Source organism: Streptomyces canus (assembly GCF_001514145.1).
Classification (GTDB): domain Bacteria; phylum Actinomycetota; class Actinomycetes; order Streptomycetales; family Streptomycetaceae; genus Streptomyces; species Streptomyces canus.
The window spans coordinates 345,080-361,446 of sequence record NZ_KQ948662.1 but is presented as its reverse complement, the minus strand read 5'-3'; the positions used below and the strand labels follow the sequence as shown (position 1 = coordinate 361,446).

General features: G+C 70.5%; 12 protein-coding genes and 1 pseudogene. 9 read left to right on the top strand and 4 right to left on the bottom strand.

Features of this window, described 5'->3' with window-relative positions; genetic code table 11:
• Positions 1–48: 48 nt before the first annotated feature.
• Positions 49–600 (bottom strand): CGNR zinc finger domain-containing protein, encoded by a 552-nt coding sequence (locus AQJ46_RS24065; RefSeq protein ID WP_059207568.1) that lies wholly within the window; start codon positions 598–600, stop codon positions 49–51.
• A gap of 61 nt (positions 601–661) precedes the next feature.
• Between AQJ46_RS24065 and AQJ46_RS24060 the strand changes: the two genes are divergently transcribed.
• Both AQJ46_RS24060 and AQJ46_RS24055 read left to right on the top strand, forming a co-directional pair.
• Positions 662–991 (top strand): hypothetical protein, encoded by a 330-nt coding sequence (locus AQJ46_RS24060; protein ID WP_059207567.1) that lies wholly within the window; start codon positions 662–664, stop codon positions 989–991.
• 42 nt (positions 992–1,033) lie between these two features.
• Positions 1,034–2,110, top strand: coding sequence for a LacI family DNA-binding transcriptional regulator (locus AQJ46_RS24055; RefSeq protein WP_059207566.1), 1,077 nt, complete (start codon positions 1,034–1,036; stop codon positions 2,108–2,110).
• An 18-nt stretch (positions 2,111–2,128) separates the two neighbouring features.
• Here the strand turns inward: AQJ46_RS24055 and AQJ46_RS24050 are convergent, their stop codons facing one another.
• A complete protein-coding gene (locus AQJ46_RS24050; protein WP_059207565.1) occupies positions 2,129–5,734 on the bottom strand; it encodes a LamG-like jellyroll fold domain-containing protein in 3,606 nt (1,201 codons plus the stop codon).
• A gap of 398 nt (positions 5,735–6,132) precedes the next feature.
• Here AQJ46_RS24050 and AQJ46_RS24045 point away from each other — a divergent pair, with 398 nt between their 5' ends.
• From AQJ46_RS24045 to AQJ46_RS24025, 5 genes are all read left to right on the top strand, one after another.
• Complete coding sequence (locus AQJ46_RS24045) at positions 6,133–7,152, top strand: LacI family DNA-binding transcriptional regulator (RefSeq protein ID WP_059207564.1); 1,020 nt, start codon at positions 6,133–6,135, stop codon at positions 7,150–7,152.
• A 133-nt stretch (positions 7,153–7,285) separates the two neighbouring features.
• Positions 7,286–8,533, top strand: a complete 1,248-nt coding sequence (locus tag AQJ46_RS24040) for a sugar ABC transporter substrate-binding protein (protein WP_059207563.1) — start codon at positions 7,286–7,288, stop codon at positions 8,531–8,533.
• A gap of 20 nt (positions 8,534–8,553) precedes the next feature.
• The gene (locus tag AQJ46_RS24035; protein WP_059207562.1) at positions 8,554–9,507 is read left to right on the top strand and encodes a carbohydrate ABC transporter permease; all 954 of its coding nucleotides are present in this window, start codon (positions 8,554–8,556) and stop codon (positions 9,505–9,507) included.
• Positions 9,504–10,313 (top strand): carbohydrate ABC transporter permease, encoded by an 810-nt coding sequence (locus AQJ46_RS24030; RefSeq protein WP_059207561.1) that lies wholly within the window; start codon positions 9,504–9,506, stop codon positions 10,311–10,313. Before AQJ46_RS24035 ends, AQJ46_RS24030 begins: the two co-directional genes overlap by 4 nt.
• A gap of 66 nt (positions 10,314–10,379) precedes the next feature.
• The gene (locus AQJ46_RS24025) at positions 10,380–12,140 is read left to right on the top strand and encodes an amylo-alpha-1,6-glucosidase (protein ID WP_059207560.1); all 1,761 of its coding nucleotides are present in this window, start codon (positions 10,380–10,382) and stop codon (positions 12,138–12,140) included.
• Here AQJ46_RS24025 and AQJ46_RS59085 read toward each other — a convergent pair.
• Together AQJ46_RS59085 and AQJ46_RS24020 are read right to left on the bottom strand one after the other, a co-directional pair.
• Positions 12,079–12,213, bottom strand: a pseudogene (locus AQJ46_RS59085) (cytochrome P450); the annotation flags it as partial. The gene AQJ46_RS24025 and the pseudogene AQJ46_RS59085 overlap by 62 nt on opposite strands.
• A 67-nt stretch (positions 12,214–12,280) precedes the next feature.
• Positions 12,281–12,688 (bottom strand): RidA family protein, encoded by a 408-nt coding sequence (locus AQJ46_RS24020; protein WP_059207559.1) that lies wholly within the window; start codon positions 12,686–12,688, stop codon positions 12,281–12,283.
• A gap of 757 nt (positions 12,689–13,445) precedes the next feature.
• Here AQJ46_RS24020 and AQJ46_RS24015 point away from each other — a divergent pair.
• The gene (locus AQJ46_RS24015) at positions 13,446–14,429 is read left to right on the top strand and encodes a hypothetical protein (RefSeq protein WP_059207558.1); all 984 of its coding nucleotides are present in this window, start codon (positions 13,446–13,448) and stop codon (positions 14,427–14,429) included.
• Between the two features lie 80 nt (positions 14,430–14,509).
• Positions 14,510–16,366, top strand: coding sequence for an HSP90 family protein (locus tag AQJ46_RS24010; RefSeq protein ID WP_059207557.1), 1,857 nt, complete (start codon positions 14,510–14,512; stop codon positions 16,364–16,366).
• The last annotated feature ends 1 nt before the right edge of the window (position 16,367 follow it).

Here is a 16,367-nt window from a genome sequence, read left to right as displayed (position 1 = left end):
CGGGACGGGGAGGGGCCGCTCCGCTGGATCCGCCTCTTCCGGGACCGGTCATGGGCTGACGCTCTTCTTCCGGGCCCGGTAGGCCGCCGCCTTGATCTTGTTGCCGCAGGACTCCATGCCGCACCACTGCCGGCGCATGCCGCGAGAGCGGTCGACGTAGACGCGGGTGCACTCGGGGTTGCCGCACTCCTTGAGCAGGGGTACGTCGGGGCCGCTCAGGAGTTCCACCGCGAGGCGGGCCACCGTGGAGAGCGCTTCCTCCGGGCCGGCCTGCGTCCACCGCCCGGACGGGGTGAGCTGGGGCACCGCGGGCGGCTTGCGGGCCGCGCTGTTGAGGACGGCCAGCGCCCCGGTGTCGTACTCCTCGCCGAGCCGGCGGGCGGTCACCAGCTGGTACACGGCTTCCCGTACGGTCGTCGCCTGCTCGACATCGGCCTCGCTGCTCGGGGAGACCGCGTCGACGACCCCGGACTCCCGATACCATGCGTCGAGCCTGTCCGGCGCCGCGAACATCTCGAAGCGCGTCGAGCGCCGCGCCCGGAGCGTCGCGGCGAAGTCGAGGGCCGGATTGCCGCACACGAAGACATGGTCGAGATTCACGTCACCATTCTGACAGGTGATGAGTTGTGCGGGCAAGGCTCGCCGCTTCGACTCACGCGGAGTGTGGGTTGAGGGTCGAACCGGTGACACCACCAACCAGAACTTCTTCAAGCACGGCACCGCCAAGGTGATCACCGCGGTGTCGGCGACCGCCGGTGCCAACGGGAAGCGCACCTCCACCTACACCAAGGAGCAGGCGGTCTGGACGGGGGTCCGCGACATCGAGCGCCCCTACGGCTTCGCCGCCTTCACGGTCGACCCCGGCCGGCACGCCGGTGACACCACCCGCATGCACGTGACCTACTACGACGTGAACAAGCCCGGCGGCGACTTGTCGGTCTTCGAGACGTTCACGCTGCACCGCCGCCGCTCCGACGGCCACACCGGGTAACGGCTTGCGTAGGATTCGAGCTGCCGGACATCGGGAGACGCAATGACGCCAGTGGGAGGACAGGGCCAGAGCCCTGGCGCGCCGCGTGCCGTGGATGTGGCCAGGCTGGCCGACGTGTCGCAGAAGACGGTCTCGCGGGTCTTCAACGGTGAGCGGTACGTGTCCGCCGATGTGCGGGAACGGGTGCTTCAGGCCGCGGAGGAACTCGGCTACCGGCTGAACAGCGCGGCCCGCGCGCTGGCCTCGGGACGTACCCGTTCGATCGGCGTGGTCGCGCTCGGAACCGCTCTGTACGGTCCCGCCTCCCTGCTCATCGGCATCGAGCGGGCCGCCCGGGACGCGGGATACGCGCTCCGGGTGGTCAACACGCAGGAGGGCGATCCGGCGGGCGTCGCCGGGGCCGTGGAGTCGCTCCTCTACCAGGGCGTGGACGGCATCGTCGTGTCCGAACCGATCGACGAGGGTCCGGTGCCGCTCACGGCCGGCGTCCCCGTCCTGGTCCTCGGCGCGCCCGCGACGTTCGGGGGTCCACGCGCGGTGGCGGCAGGCGTCGGTGCCGAGTCACTGGCGCGGGCCGCCACCGAGCACCTGCTGGGCCTCGGCCATATGACGGTCCATCACCTGGCCGGTCCACAGAGGTGGTTCGCCGCCCGGGACCGTCTTGAGGGCTGGCGGGCGGCGCTCGCGGCACGCGACAGGGAACAGCCGCCCGTCATCGAGGGCGACTGGTCGGCCTCGTCCGGCTACACGGCGGGCCGCGAACTCGCCGCCGCCGGCGATGTCACCGCCGTGTTCGCCGCCAACGACGACATGGCCGTCGGCCTGATCCGCGCACTGCTGGAAGCGGGCCTGCGTGTGCCGGAGGACGTGAGTGTCGTCGGCTTCGACGACATCCCCGTCTCCGCCTATGTCACCCCACCGCTGACCACCGTGCGCCAGCCGTTCGACGCCGTGGCCCGGGAAGGTCTGCGACTCCTGGTGCAGGCCATCGAGAAACCGGACGCCGAGCCGGCACCGGCGAGCGACCCACCGGTCGAGCTCGTCGTACGCGCCTCGACGGCGCCCCCGCCGACGGGCGGGCGGCGGCCATCAGGACGGGGAGGAACCGGCGGCGCCTGACGGCGCCGCCGGTGGTGATCACTTCTCCCGCGAGTACGGCGCGACGGTGATCCGGTCGATCAGCGGCGCGTACCGGGATCGGAGGAGCACTCCGGGGAAGGTCTCCGAGGCGTAGGTCGTGCCGTCGAAGTTCGGCAGCTCCTCGGAACGGAAGGCGATCGTGTTCTGTCCCTTCTTCAGGGGGACGGGGACGGTCAGCTCCCAGAAGTTGTCCTCGTGGAAGCTGTGCGGGAAGCCGACGCGTCGTGCCTCGCCGCCGTTGACGCTGATGTCGGCGTGGCGGGCCAGCGGGTCCGGGTTGTAGTGGGTGGCCTCGGACTGCTCCGGGTTGGAGTAGCGGACGCGCAGCGCGTACAGACCGGCCCGGTCCGCGGTGACGGTGAACGTCGCGGTGTTGCCGTTGCCCGGGTCGCCGCCGATGCCGGTGATCGCCGTGCCGTCGGTGGCCAGGGCCAGCGGGGTCAGCGTGGCCGAGCCCGCGAGCACCGCGTCCTGGGCCTCGTACGTACGGGCCTTCAGCGCGCCCTCGGTCGGTGTGACCGTCAGGCGGTCGACGAGGGTGGCCGACGAACCGCCCGTCAGCGTCACCTTGTTGACACCGCCGGAGAGGGAGACCGCGACGCTGCTCCTGTCCTTGGCAAGGCGCAGGACGTCATGTCCGTTGGCGGAGAGCCGCGCCCCGGTGCCGCCGAGGGTGTCGACCTCGAGGGTGGCCTCACGGTCGGCGGGGGAGTACACCCAGAACGTGGCGGTCTGGCCCTTGGCGAGCCGGGCCGCGCCCGAGCCGGTGGCCGCCCGCTCGGGCAGGGTGTAGACGGGCTGTGCCCCGCCGCTCAGCCAGGCCAGTTCGCCCTCGTAGACCTGGGTGCCGGCCGAGGCCGCGGGAAGGGCGAGGGTGAGGCGGTCGACGATGGCGTCACCCTTCGTCGCCCGCTTGCCGTCCAGGCTCTTCGCCGCGAGCGTCAGGGTGTGCTTGCCCTTGGTGAGCTTCACCTTGGTGTCGGTGTGGTCCCACACCACCCACTTGTAGCCGAGCGGCAGATACAGCTGCTGCTCGCTGCCGGCCTGGCCGTCCACGCGCAGGAAGACATTGGTGGGCCCCTGCTCCTTCACCTTGTCGAAGGTGTTGAGGGAGTTGGCGAAGACGCTCAGGTCGTAGGTGCCGTCCTCGGGCACGTCCACCGTGAAGTCGAGCGTGACGTCCGAGCCGGTGCGCAGACCGCCCACGTCGTAGCCGCCGGAGGTGTAGAACTTCGACACGTCGGAGGTGGAACCCTCCGGGCCGTTCTTCGAGTAGCCGGACCCGGTGTGGGCCGCGTCCTCCGCCTCGTACGAACCCTGCCAACGCACCGGCGGGGACTGGGTCTTCGCCGCCTTCCCGGCCGGGCTGAGGACGATCTCGTACGCCGAGGACTCCTTCAGCGTCGGCAGGGCGCCGGCACCGAAGTCGACGGTGACCGTGCCGTCGTCCGCGACCTTCAGGTTCGTCTCCGTGAGCAGCTTCGGGCCGGAGGAGTCGCCGACCTGCCCGCTCCACTCGATCTCCCGCACCCAGGCGTGCACACGGTCACCGAAGAGCTTCTTCGAGACGTTCGAGAAGGTGATGTGACCCTTGCCCGTGGAACCGCCGAAGAGCAGCCGGGCCTGCTTCTTCTTCTGGTCGAGCGTGGCCACGCCCTGCATGGTGTAGTTCTCGCCGGGGAACGGCGGGGTCACCGCCACCGTGTGCCCGCTCATCGAGGCATACGAATGGAGCAGCCACCACTGGCCGTTGCCGCGGTTGGACTGCACCGCGGAGTCGGAGAGGTTGCCGTCGATGTTCCAGTACGCGATGTCGGCGTCCACCTTGGACTCCTCGATCGCGGAGACCCACTGGATCATCTGGCCGGGGACGGAGGTGTGGTAGTTGAAGGCGTACTCGTTGATGTTGATGGGGAGTTGAGTGCCCTCGCGGTCGGTGCCCTTGAACAACTCCTTCTCCCACACCCGGTACTTGGCGACGCTCGCGCGCACCGCCTCCGGGTGGCTCAGCTCGTGCCAGGTGATGACGTCCGGGAGGGTGCCTGCGGCCAGGGCATGGGTGAGGAAGCCCTTCACCTGGTCGTAGAGGATGCTGGTGTTGGGACCGGCGATACGGGCGTCCGGCATCTTGGTCTTGATGAGCTTGTACGCGGAGTCCCAGGCGGCGAAGTAGTCGTCGGGGTCGCTCAGCCAGCTGACCTTGTTGTAGCTCCACTGGCCGGTGCCGAACATGTTGCCCTCGGGCTCGTTGAACGGCACGAAGACGATGTTGTCCTGGTACTGCTTCGGCAGCTGGAGCACCTGGTCGACCTGCTTGGCGATCTTCTCCTCATAGAGCTTGAGCTTCTCCGCGGGGGTGTCGCCCGGCCACTCGTACGGGAAGCCGCGGTGGATGTCGGTCATATAGATGTAGACATCGCCGTCGGTGGAGTCGGCGAGCGGCTTGACCACGTCCAGCGCATCGGCGCCGGGGTGCTGCGGACCGTCCTGCGCCTTGGTGGAGACCGTGCGCAGGCCCATGCCCTCGATGAGGTTGTTGGTGGGGACGTCCGGTCCGTACACGCCGTAGAGGGTGCCGGAGGCGCCGCCGTGGAACGCGCCGGTGTCCGAGCCGAGGTCGACGGTGAGCTGCCCCTCGCGGACCACGGTGACGTTCGCCCGCACCGCGCGTCCCGCCGCCGTGCCGGCCACCGTGAAGGTCCCGGGCTCGGCGTACTTCTCGGGCGGCACGGCGTCCCAGGTGACCGGCGTGTCGCGGTCGTATCCGTCGGAGAAGGTGGCGCGGACGGCCGAGGGGAGGGTCGGGGCGGTCCCGTCGGTCGTGCGGACGTCGAAGGACGTCTTCGAGAGTTCCTGGAGGGTCGGCACCGCACCGACCAGGCCGGCCACCTGCTCGGCCGTCAGCGCCGAGTGCCACACGGCGAAGTCGTCGACGGCGCCCTTGAGCAGCGGGTCCGGGTAGAGGGACTTGCCTATGTAGCCGGCGGCGGTCGCCGAACCGCTCAGCAGGTCCTTGGCCTTGATGGCGGTCACGGCGGAGGAGACCGCCACCCCGTCGAGGTAGGTGGTGAGCCGGCCGGCGGTGGTGTCGAGGGTGACGGTGACCGTCCGCCATGCGTCCGCGGGCAGTGGCGCATAGCCGCGGACCTGGGTCTCCGCGCCGCCTCCGCCGGTGGTCACGGAGGTCTGGAACAGCCCGTTGCCGTTGTACGGCGTGCTGAAGAGGTACTTGCTGGTGTCGGTGCCCAGATCGAAGATCCGTTGCCAGGACGACGTGTCGCCGCTCCACTTCACCCGGGCGGAGACCGTCAAGTCGCTTGCTTCGCCGATCACTTCGCGGGGCAGACGGACGTAGGCGCCGTCGGAGGTGGGGGCCCCGCCGGGCAGGGCCAGGGCCTTGCCGCCGTCCGTACCCACGACGGACTGGGCCGTCGAGCCGTTCACCAGGCTCGCCGTCAGGCCGTTGCCGGAACTGTCGGTGATCTTTCCGGAGGCGAGGTCGTCCTGGTCGAAGGTGTAGCGGGCGGCGGGCCCGGGCGCCTCGGCCGCGTGCGCGGAGACGGCGGGCGCGGCCAGCAGGCCCGCGCCGAGGGCCAGCGCCATGGCGGCCGGCGCGCGGCGGCGCGTGGATCTGTCAGCGGATGACATGGATACGTCCTCAATCGTCGAGTAACGGGTTCCGTCGGCCCGTCTCAGTCGCCGTCGAATCGGTTCGATCCAGGCAGGTGTGCAGGGGGAGGGCGCGTGTAGGGGGATGCGGGTGCGGCGGCTCTGTGACGGTAGGTGCGAGAGAGTCGCGCTGGGCGACTGTGTCGAACCGGTTCGGCGAAGCTAGCACCGGGACATCGGGCCAGCAATCCCTTCGACACGGGGATCTCACTGCCCCTCTCCCGCCCCCTCGGCGAATAGGTTCAGGGTATTGACAGGCGTCGGGGCAGTTCCTACGTTCACTTCCACGCGAACCGGTTCGACAAGCCGGTCGCCCGTCCCAAGGAGTCGCCGTGAACATCGGTGAGATCGCCCGACGGGCCGGTGTCTCGCGCAGCACCGTGTCCTACGCACTGAGCGGCAAGCGCCCGGTGTCGGAGGACACCCGCCGGAAGATCCAGCAGGTCGTCGACGAACTGGGTTACCAGCCCAGCGCCAGCGCCCGCGCCCTGGCCAACGGGCGGACCAGCACCATCGGCCTGGTCTTCCCGCCGGCCGGGAACCACTACACGGGGATGCAGCTCGACTTCATCGGCAGTGTGGTGGAGGCCGCCGCGGCCTACGACTACGACGTGCTGCTGTCGCCCAGCGGCATGGACAGCGACCGTTCCTTCCAGCGGCTGCTGGGGGAGCGGCGGGTCGACGGCGCGATCCTGATGGAGATCCGGCTGGAGGACGACCGGGCCGATCACCTGGCCGCGCTCGGCTTCCCCTCCGTCGCCATCGGCCGCACCGCCCACCCGGAGGACGGCTGGTACGTCGGCCTGGACCACACGGCGCTGGCGGCGGCCTGCGTCCATCACCTCGCGGACCTCGGCCACCGCCGAGTCGCCTTCGTCAACCGGCCCGAACAACTCCTGAGGACTGGGTACGAGTCCGCCCACCGCGGACTGGACGGCTTCACGAAGGCCGCGGCCGAACGCGGGCTGACGGTGCGGACGTACTGCTGCGGGGACGACGCCGCAGCGGGCCAGGCCTGCGTGGAGCGGATCCTGCACGACGACCCGGCCACGACAGCCCTCGTCACCCTGAACGAGGCCGCGCTGGGCGGCCTCTACCGAGGGCTCGCCCACGCGGGCCGCCATGTACCGCGCGACTTCTCCATCACCGGGATCGTCGCCAACCGCTGGGCGGAGACAGTGACCCCGCAGCTCACCGCGGCGGACGTACCGGCGGCCGAGATGGGCCGGCTCGCCGTCGACCTGCTGGTGGAGCGGCTGGACAACTCCGACGCGCCGCCCCGGCAGCACCTGCTCATCCCACCGATCTCGCTGCGGGCCAGCACCGGGCCCGCGGGGTCCCCGCAGACCTGATCAGCTCCCCCGAGCACTCGTCACACCGCTTCACGCCCGAACGCCCGTTACCCGACGGCGTGTTCGCGGTGCCCTCTTCTCCGCGCGACCCACCGCCGCGGCACCCGCATGCCCCGAACCGAAGGAACCCGCCATGAACACCTTCTCCAGACGACGCCGTCCGACCGCCGCAGTCCTGATCTCCCTGGCCGTCGCCACCGGCGTCACCGCCTGCGGCTCCGGCTCCGGCAGCAGCGGCACCAAGGGCGCCGACAGCGGCACGTACACCGTCTGGGACCCCTACCCGCAGTTCGCCAAGGGCTCGGCCTGGACGAACCTGCTGGACAAGTGCGGCACCGAGGCGGGTGTGAAGGTCAAGCGGACCGGATTCGACACCAGTGACCTGACGAACAAGGCCCTGCTGGCGGCCCAGCAGGGCAACTCCCCGGACATCCTCATCGTCGACAACCCGGTCGTCTCGACCCTGGCCGAGGCGGGCGTCCTCACCACGACCGACGACAACAAGCTGGACACCTCCAAGGTCGACCCCAACCTCCTCGCCGCCGGCCAGTCGGGCGGCAAGACCTACGGCACCCCTATCGGCGCCAACACCCTCGCCCTCTACTACAACAAGAAGGTCCTGAAGGAAGCCGGCGTGGACATCGCCTCGGTGAAGGACTGGGCGTCCCTGACGGCGGCGCTGGAGAAGGTGAAGAAGGCCGGCAAGAAGGGCATCACCTTCTCCGCGATCGGCACCGAGGAGGGCAGCTTCCAGTTCCTGCCGTGGTTCTGGGGCGCGGGCGCGAAGCTGACCCAACTCGACTCCGCCCAGGGCGAGTCGGCGCTCTCCCTGTGGAAGGACTGGGTCAAGGGCGGCTACGCCCCCAACTCGGTCCTCAACAACACCCAGACGACCAGCTGGCAGGAGTTCGCGACCGGCGACTACGCCTTCGCCGAGAACGGCACCTGGCAGCTCGCCAACGCCAAGAAGGCCGGCTTCGACTACGGCGTGCTCCCGATACCCGGCGCCTCCGGCGGCAGCGCCGCCGCCCCGACCGGCGGCGAGTTCGTCACCCTCCCGGTCCAGGACGACACCGGCCGCTACACCACCTCCCAGAAGCTGGCCACCTGCCTGACCAGCACCCAGAACCTGTACGACACCGACACCACCCTGTCCTACGTGGCCCCCACCAGCGAGGTCCAGGACAAGCAGGTGGCCGCGAACGCGGAGCTGAAGCCCTGGGTCGACGCGGTCAAGGCGGCCAAGGGACGCACCAGTGACGACCTGGGCACCAAGTACCCGAAGATCTCCGAGCAGATGTGGAAGGCCGTCCAGTCCGCGCTCAGCGGTTCGAAGTCCCCGAAGGACGCGCTGACCGACGCCCAGTCCGCCGTCAAGTGAGCACACCCCGGGGCCAGTTGATGAGCCAGACGACACAAGTGCCGCGCCCGCGGACCGACTCCAAGGGCGCGGCCCCCGAGGCGGGGCGCCGCCCCGCCTCCCCGCAGTGGGCCGCCTGGGCCTTCCTCGCCCCGGTGACCCTGTACCTCGTCCTGTTCTACGCCTACCCGCTGTACCGCAACCTCGACCTGAGCCTGCGCAACTACACCGTGCGCTCGTTCGTCCAGGGCGACGCCCCGTTCACGGGCCTGGCGAACTACCGGAGGGTCTTCGAGGACCCGACCTTCGCACCGGCCCTGTTGCACACCGTGGTGTTCACGGGCGTGTGTCTGGTCTTCCAGTACGCCATCGGCCTGGCGCTGGCCGTCTTCTTCAACCAGAACTTCCGGCTCTCGGCCACCCTGCGGGCGCTGTTCCTGGTGCCGTGGCTGTTGCCGCTGATCGTGTCGGCGTCGACCTGGTCGTGGATGCTCAACAGCGACTCCGGCATCGTCAACGCCGTCCTGCACGCCGTCGGGATCGGCCCGGTGAACTGGCTGACCTCGCCGTCCTGGTCGCTGACCTCGGTGATCATCGCGAACATCTGGATCGGCGTCCCCTTCAACCTGGTCGTCCTCTACAGCGGCCTGCAGTCCATCCCCGGCAGCCTGTACGAGGCGGCGGCCATCGACGGCGCGGGCTCCTGGCGGCGCTTCTGGAGCATCACCTTCCCACTGCTGCGCCCGGTCTCCGCCATCACCCTGCTGCTGGGCCTGGTCTACACCCTCAAGGTCTTCGACATCATCTGGATCATGACCAAGGGCGGCCCGGCCGACTCGTCCACCACCTTCGCGACCTGGTCCTACCAGCTCGGCTTCGGCAACCTGCTGCCAGCCTTCGGCCCCGGCGCCGCCGTCGGCAACCTGCTCGTGGTCGCCGCCCTGGTCTTCGGCCTGGTCTATGTGCGGGTCCAGCGAAAGCAGGCGCTGTCATGAGCAAGGGTCTGAAGACCGCCCTCGGTCTGCTGCTGACCGGGATCATGCTCTTCCCGGTCTACTGGATGATCAACGTGTCCCTCACCCGCGACCAGGACATGCGCAAGAGCCCGCCGGACCTGTTCCCCTCCCACGTCACCCTGGAGGGCTACCGGGCCGTCGTCGACCAGCAGTTGCCCTACCTCGGCACCAGCCTCGTCATCGGTCTGGGCACCGTCGCCCTGACCGTGGCGCTGGCCGCCCCCGCCGGCTACGCACTGGCCAAACTGCGCCCGCGCGGCGGCGGAATCATGAGCTTCGTCCTGCTGGCCGCCCAGATGATCCCCGGCATCATCATGGCAATGGGCTTCTACGCCATCTACCTCCAACTCGGCCTGCTCCAGACCGTGCCCGGCCTCATCGTCGCCGACTCCACCCTGGCCGTCCCCTTCGCCGTCCTCATCTTCACCGCGTTCATGTCCGGCATCCCCGGCGAACTCCTCCAGGCCGCGAGGACGGACGGCGCGGGACCCCTGCGCACCTTCTGGTCCATCGTCCTGCCGATGAGCCGCAACGCCGTCGTCACGGTGTCCCTGTTCGCGTTCCTGTGGTCCTGGTCCGACTTCATCTTCGCCAGCACTCTCGCGGGCGGCGGCGCCCACGAGCCGATCACCCTGGGCATCTACCACTACATCGGCAACAACAACCAGCAGTGGAACGCCATCATGGCCACCGCCGTCGTGGCCTCCCTGCCCGCCGCGGTCATCCTCGTCCTGGCCCAGCGCTACGTCGCCGCCGGCGTGACCGCCGGCGCCGTCAAGGACTGACCCCCGCGGCGCAGCCCCTCCCCCTGACGATCTGACGATCCCTGCTCGAGAAACGAGTGCCCCTTCATGACCGCCGACCGCTCCGGCCCGGCCTTCTCCGTCCACGACATCCCGTTCAGTACCTACGGATCCTGGTTCGGCATCTCGCCCGTGGTGGCGGAGAAGACGTACGCGGAGGACCTCCACCTCGTCTCCCACCAGAACGGCATGCACGCCGTTCTGAGCCTCGTGCCGCTCGACCCCGTGACCGGCGAGCGGACCGAGACCCGCGTCGAGGCGACACCGGGCCTGCTCAGCTGGAACGGTACGGACGGGCGCATCGACCTCGCCTACGAGTCGCCGGACACCGTACGACTGCGCGGTGCGGGCGTGCCGCTGCGGATCTCGGCGGCGGCCCGGACGCTGACCCCGTTCAGCGGCACGTACTTCTACCGCGAACCGGCCGCCGACGCCTACGTGTTCACGTCGTACGAGACCGGACGGCGGTACCGCGTCTCGGTGCTCTCCGGCACGGTGGCCGACGTGTTCGGCAGCCAGGCGCTGGGCAGCGCCGACCGCGGTGTCACCGTCGCCGACGCGGACGGGGGATGGGAGATCGCGGTCGAGGAACTCGACACCGCCCGCCCTCCCTACGTGTCGACGGTGGCCTTCGGCAAGGTCGTCGAGGCCGTGCGGAACTCCTTCGCGGACTTCGTCGACGCCGTGGCCCCCTGGCGCTCGGCCGCCACCCCGGCCGCTGAACTCGCCGCCTACGTCCTGTGGTCGGCGACCGTACGCCCGGCCGGTCTGGTCACCCGGCCCGGCGTCCTGATGTCCAAGCACTGGATGGACAAGGTGTGGAGCTGGGACCACTGCTTCAACGCCCTTGCCCTGGCCCCCGGTTGCCCCGAGCTGGCCCGGGACCAGTTCCAGCTGCCCTTCGACCACCAGGACGAGACCGGGGCGCTGCCCGACTCGGTCACCCACTCGGAGGTGCTCCACAACTTCGTCAAGCCGCCCATCCACGGCTGGGCGTTCGGTCATCTGCGACGCCGGCTGCCCACGCCTCCCGACCACGCGGAACTCACCGGAACGTACGACAGGCTGGAGCGCTGGACGGAGTTCTGGCTCACCGCCCGCCGTGCCCCCGGCGCGGCCCTGCCGCACTACCAGCACGGCAACGACAGCGGCTGGGACAACGCCACCACCTTCGACCCCGAACGCGTGGTCGTCACCGCGGACCTCGCCGCCTTCCTCACCCTTCAACTGCGGGAACTCGCTGAGCTGGCAACGCATTTGGAGAGACCGGACGACGCCCGGCGGTGGACGCGGGCCGCCGAGGAGACGCAGCAGGCGATGCTCGACGAGCTCTGGACGGGCGACCGGTTCGTCGCCCAAGGCGTCGACAGCGGGGACACCTGGGGCACCTCCAGCCTGCTCGACCTGATGCCCATCGTGCTGGGCGAGCATCTGCCGCCCGAGATCGGTGAGGTGCTGGCCGGCCGTATCGAGGCCCATCTGACTCCGTACGGCCTGGCCACCGAGTTGCCGGACTCGCCGCACTACCTCGCCGACGGCTACTGGCGCGGCCCTATCTGGGCCCCCGCCACCATTCTTGTCGAGGACGGCCTGCGGCGCGGCGGGCACCACCGGCTGGCGGACGAGATCAGCGGCCGCTTCCGCGTCCTGTGCGAGGAGCACGGCTTCGCGGAGAACTTCGACGCTCTGACGGGCACGGGCCTGCGCGACCGCGCCTACACATGGACGGCGGCCGCCTACCTCCTCCTCGCGGAAGCACACGCACAACGAGAGGGCCGGCGAGACGCTGGATCAGCTCCTCGAACATGATCCGGAACTCGGTGGGGGCGAGGAGGTTGCCCAGGCACAGGTGCGGGCTGCCCATGCCGAAGACCTCCTCGTCGCGGTGACGGACGGCCGCCGCACCGGCGACCCGCGCGGGTGCGGCGCACGTCCCCGGGGGACCGTGCTCAGTCGAGAACTGCGACGGCCTCGATCTCGACCAAGTGGTCGGGGACGTCCAGTGCCGCGACGCCCAGCAGCGTGGCCGGCGGGACCGGGGTGACCCCCAGTCGCGCGGCCGCCCGGGACACTCCCTCCAGGAGGAGGGGCATCTTGTCGGGCGTCCAGTCGACGACGTGCAGGGTCAGCTTCGCCACGTCGTCGAAGGAACCGCCGGCTTCGGCCAGGGCCGTGCCGATGTTGACGTAGCACTGCTCGACCTGCGCGGCGAGGTCACCCTCACCGATCGTGCGGCCCTCGGCGTCCCAGGCGACCTGCCCGGCGACGAAGACCAGCTTCGTACCGGACGCGATCGACACCTGCCGGTAGACATCGATCTCCGGCAGTCCGCCGGGATTCAGCAAGGTGATGGCCATCCTCTACGCCTCCATGGTCGGGCCCCATGAGCCCTGGTCTCCAATAGTTACTGGGAAACCGTAGGAGAGTGTTCGCTGACATGGAAGAACGCACTTTTCGGTGCCTCGGGAACCCGATGGTGACCCAGCAGCTCAGCGGCCTTCCCTGGGGGTGTACTCGGGTACGTGACCGTCCACTCGGTGACCCCGGACTCGGCTGTCCGGACTGCGCCGCCACTGAGGCCGGACTGTTCCCAGGAGTGCTCGACGTCGTCTCCGGCAACCTATCCGTGGCCGGAAAAGCCCTCGGTCGTCCGTCGTCGACCGGGTGCCCGTCGCCCTCGGCGGCAGCCTGGATCAGGACAGGTGCGCTGGGCCCCCGGCGCGCGGACGCGTCCTGCTGCCTCCATCCGCGGGTGGAGCGCCTCGGCGCCGGGCTCGGGTCACCTCACGGGCAGCCGACGGCACGGTGGAGGGCCTCGAACTCCCGGGCCTGCCCGGATGTGCACCCCCGCCCCGTGGCATCCGAAGGACACCGCGCACGAAGGCCCCGCCCAACAGGGCCTGTGCCACGCCCTCGTGCGCACCGCGCGCGACGGAGGCCGACGCGGGCCTGAGGGCGCCCCCCGGAGACCGGGCCCCCCTCCCGAGCCAGAAACGTGGAGCCGTCCGCGGGCGCCGGACCGGTGAAGTGCCGGTGAAAACCCGGTGGAAGCGCTGTCAGTGGGCCCGCTTATGCTGCACCGGACGATCACGCGGGACCAGGGGAGGGCGCGGCATGTTCGGCAAGCTGTTCGGCAGGGATGCGGAGAGACCGGTGGCGGATCCGCACGCCCTGCCCGTCCCGCGCAGACAGAAGAACGGGACGTATCCGCTGCGCGCCCTCGGGGACACGCGGGTGCTCGCGCTGGTGGAGGCGGCCGACGCCGGTGACTGGGAGGCGGTCAAGGAAGCCCTTGCCCCCTTCGATCTCGGCCGCGAGCACGCGGTTCTGGGCCAGCTCGCCGACCTGGACGGTGTGCAGGACTGGATCGGCCGGGCCGTAGCGGAGGACAAGGAGCACCGGGCGACCGCCCTGCTGATATCCGGGGCGCGCCACATCAGCTGGGGCTGGGAGGCCCGCACCTCCGCGCTTGCCGTGAACGTCACGCAGGAGCAGTGGCGCGTCTTCCACGAGCGGCTCGAGATCGCCGAGGAACAGCTGCTCGAGGCCGCCGAGCTGCGGCCGGACTGGGTCACCCCGTGGCGCCGCCTCCTCACCTCCGGCCGTGGCATGTCCCTGGGCCCGGCCGTGAACGAGACCCGGCGCGACGCCGCCCTGCGCCGCGACCCACTGGACCTGGAGACCCACATCGAGTGGGTGTCCCAGCTGCAGCCCCGGTGGAGCGGCGAGCCCGGCCAGGCCCTGGCGTTCGCCCGCGAGGCCTTCGCCGGCGCGCCCGACGGGCACCGTCTCGGCTGTGTGGTCGCCATGGCGCACATCGAGGAGTGGGTGGAGTCCGACAACCGTGACTGCCTGCAAGACCCGCGGATCCGGACCGAGCTGAGGGAGGCCGCGGAGCGCAGCATCCTGCACCACTCGTACGAACGCCGCCTGGGCTGGCAGGGCGACTACAACATCTTCGCCATGGCCCTTTCGCTGGCGGGCAGCAGCAAGGCCTCCAATGTCTTCCGCGAACTGGACGGTGTCTTCACCGAGTGGCCGTGGACCTTCATGGCGGACCCCCAGAAAGCCTACGCACGCTTCCGCAAGGCCTTCTGAGCCGAAGGCCGCACGGTCCCCGCCCGTCCCGGCCGGACCATCGCCCACCCCCCGCCGTTCCCTTCTCCCCGGACTGCCCCATGCCTCTGCGCCATGACCCCGCCGACCACGCCACCACCGACCGCACCTTCCAAGTGGACCTGCGCGGCCTCGTCGACCTCCTCTCCCACCACCTGTACTCCAGCCCCCGCGTCTACCTGCGCGAGCTCCTCCAGAACGCGGTGGACGCGCTGACCGCCCGGCACAGCCTCGAACCGGGCGCCCCCGCCGACGCGTTCGGCATCCGCCTCTACGCCGACGGCTCCGTGGTACGCGTCGAGGACGACGGCGTCGGTCTCACCGAGGCCGACGTGCACACCTTCCTCGCCACGATCGGCCGCAGCAGCAAGCGCGCTGAGCAGATCGCCGACCAACGAGCCGACTTCATCGGCCAGTTCGGCATCGGCCTGCTCTCCTGCTTCCTGGTCGCGGACGAGATCCACGTCGTGAGCCGCTCGGCTCGCACCCCCGACGCCCCCGCCGTGGAATGGCGCGGACGCGGCGACGGCAGCTACGCCGTCCGCACGCTGCCCGCCTCCGCCCGCCCCCGGCCCGGCACCACCGTCACGCTGACGCCCCGCGCCGACGCGGGCGAATGGACCCGCCCGGCCCAGGTGCACGCGTTGGCCCGGCACTTCGGCTCCCTGCTGCGCCACCCGGTGACCTTCGACGACGGCACCGGCGGCCCCGGCGGCCAGGCCGCACCCGTCAACCCCGATCCCGCGCCCTGGGCGCGCACCCACCCCACCCCCGGAGCCCGCTCCCGTGCCCTGGCCGCCTACGGCGAGGAGGTCTTCGGGTTCACGCCGCTGGACACCATCGAGCTGGACCTGCCGGCCGTGGGCCTGAAGGGCATCGCATGCGTGCTGCCCGAGGCGATACCGGCCGGGCGCCGCCACGGCCACCGTGTGCACGTCAAAGGCATGCTGCTGTCCGAGCAGGCAGAGGAGATCCTGCCTGACTGGGCGTTCTTCGTCCGCTGTGTCGTCGACGCCGAGAGCCTGCGCCCGACGGCGTCCCGCGAGTCCCTGTACGAGGACGACACCCTGGCCGCCGTACGCGATGCGCTCGCCGAACGGCTGCGCGCATGGATCGCCCGGGCCGCCGCCAGCGACCCCGAGCTGCTCGGCCGCTTCCTCCAGGTGCACCACCTGGCCGTGAAGTCGCTCGCGGTGCACGACGACGAGATCATGCGGATGCTGCTGCCCTGGCTGCCGTTCGAGACCACCGACGGACACGCCACCCTCGACGAGTTCGCGCGCACCCACCGCACCGTCCTCGTGACCTCGAGCGTGGAGGAGTTCCGACAGGTCGCCGCGATCGCCTCGGCCGCCGGGCTCGGCGTCGTCAACGGCGGCTACACCTACGACCGTGAACTGGTCCACCGGCTGCCCGAGATCAGGCCCGAGGTCAGCGTCGCCGACCTCGACCCGGCGACCCTCACCGCCCACCTCGACCCCGTCGACCGGGAGACGGAGCTGGCCGCCGCGGCCTATCTCGCCCAGGCCCGCGACGCCCTCGCCGTCTTCGACTGCGACGTCGCGCTGCGCACCTTCCAGCCCGCCTCCGCTCCCGCCCTCCTCCTCGACAGCCGTGAGGCCCGGCACGAACGCACCCGCTCGCAGCTGGCCCGCGAGCAGCAGGGCGGCGTGTGGGGCGACATCCTCGGCGCCCTGCGCCAGGAGGCCCCGCGGGCCCAGCTGATCCTCAATCAGCTCAACCCGCTGGTGCGCACCGCCGTCGCCATCGGCGAGCCCGAGCTGGCCCGCACCAGCGCCGAAGCCCTCTACGGGCAGGCCGCGATGCTGTCCCGCCGCCCACTCAGGCCCGCCGAGTCGAGCCTCATCAACCGCTCCTTCCTCGACCTCCTCGCCCACGCCCTCCGCAAGGACAGCTGAC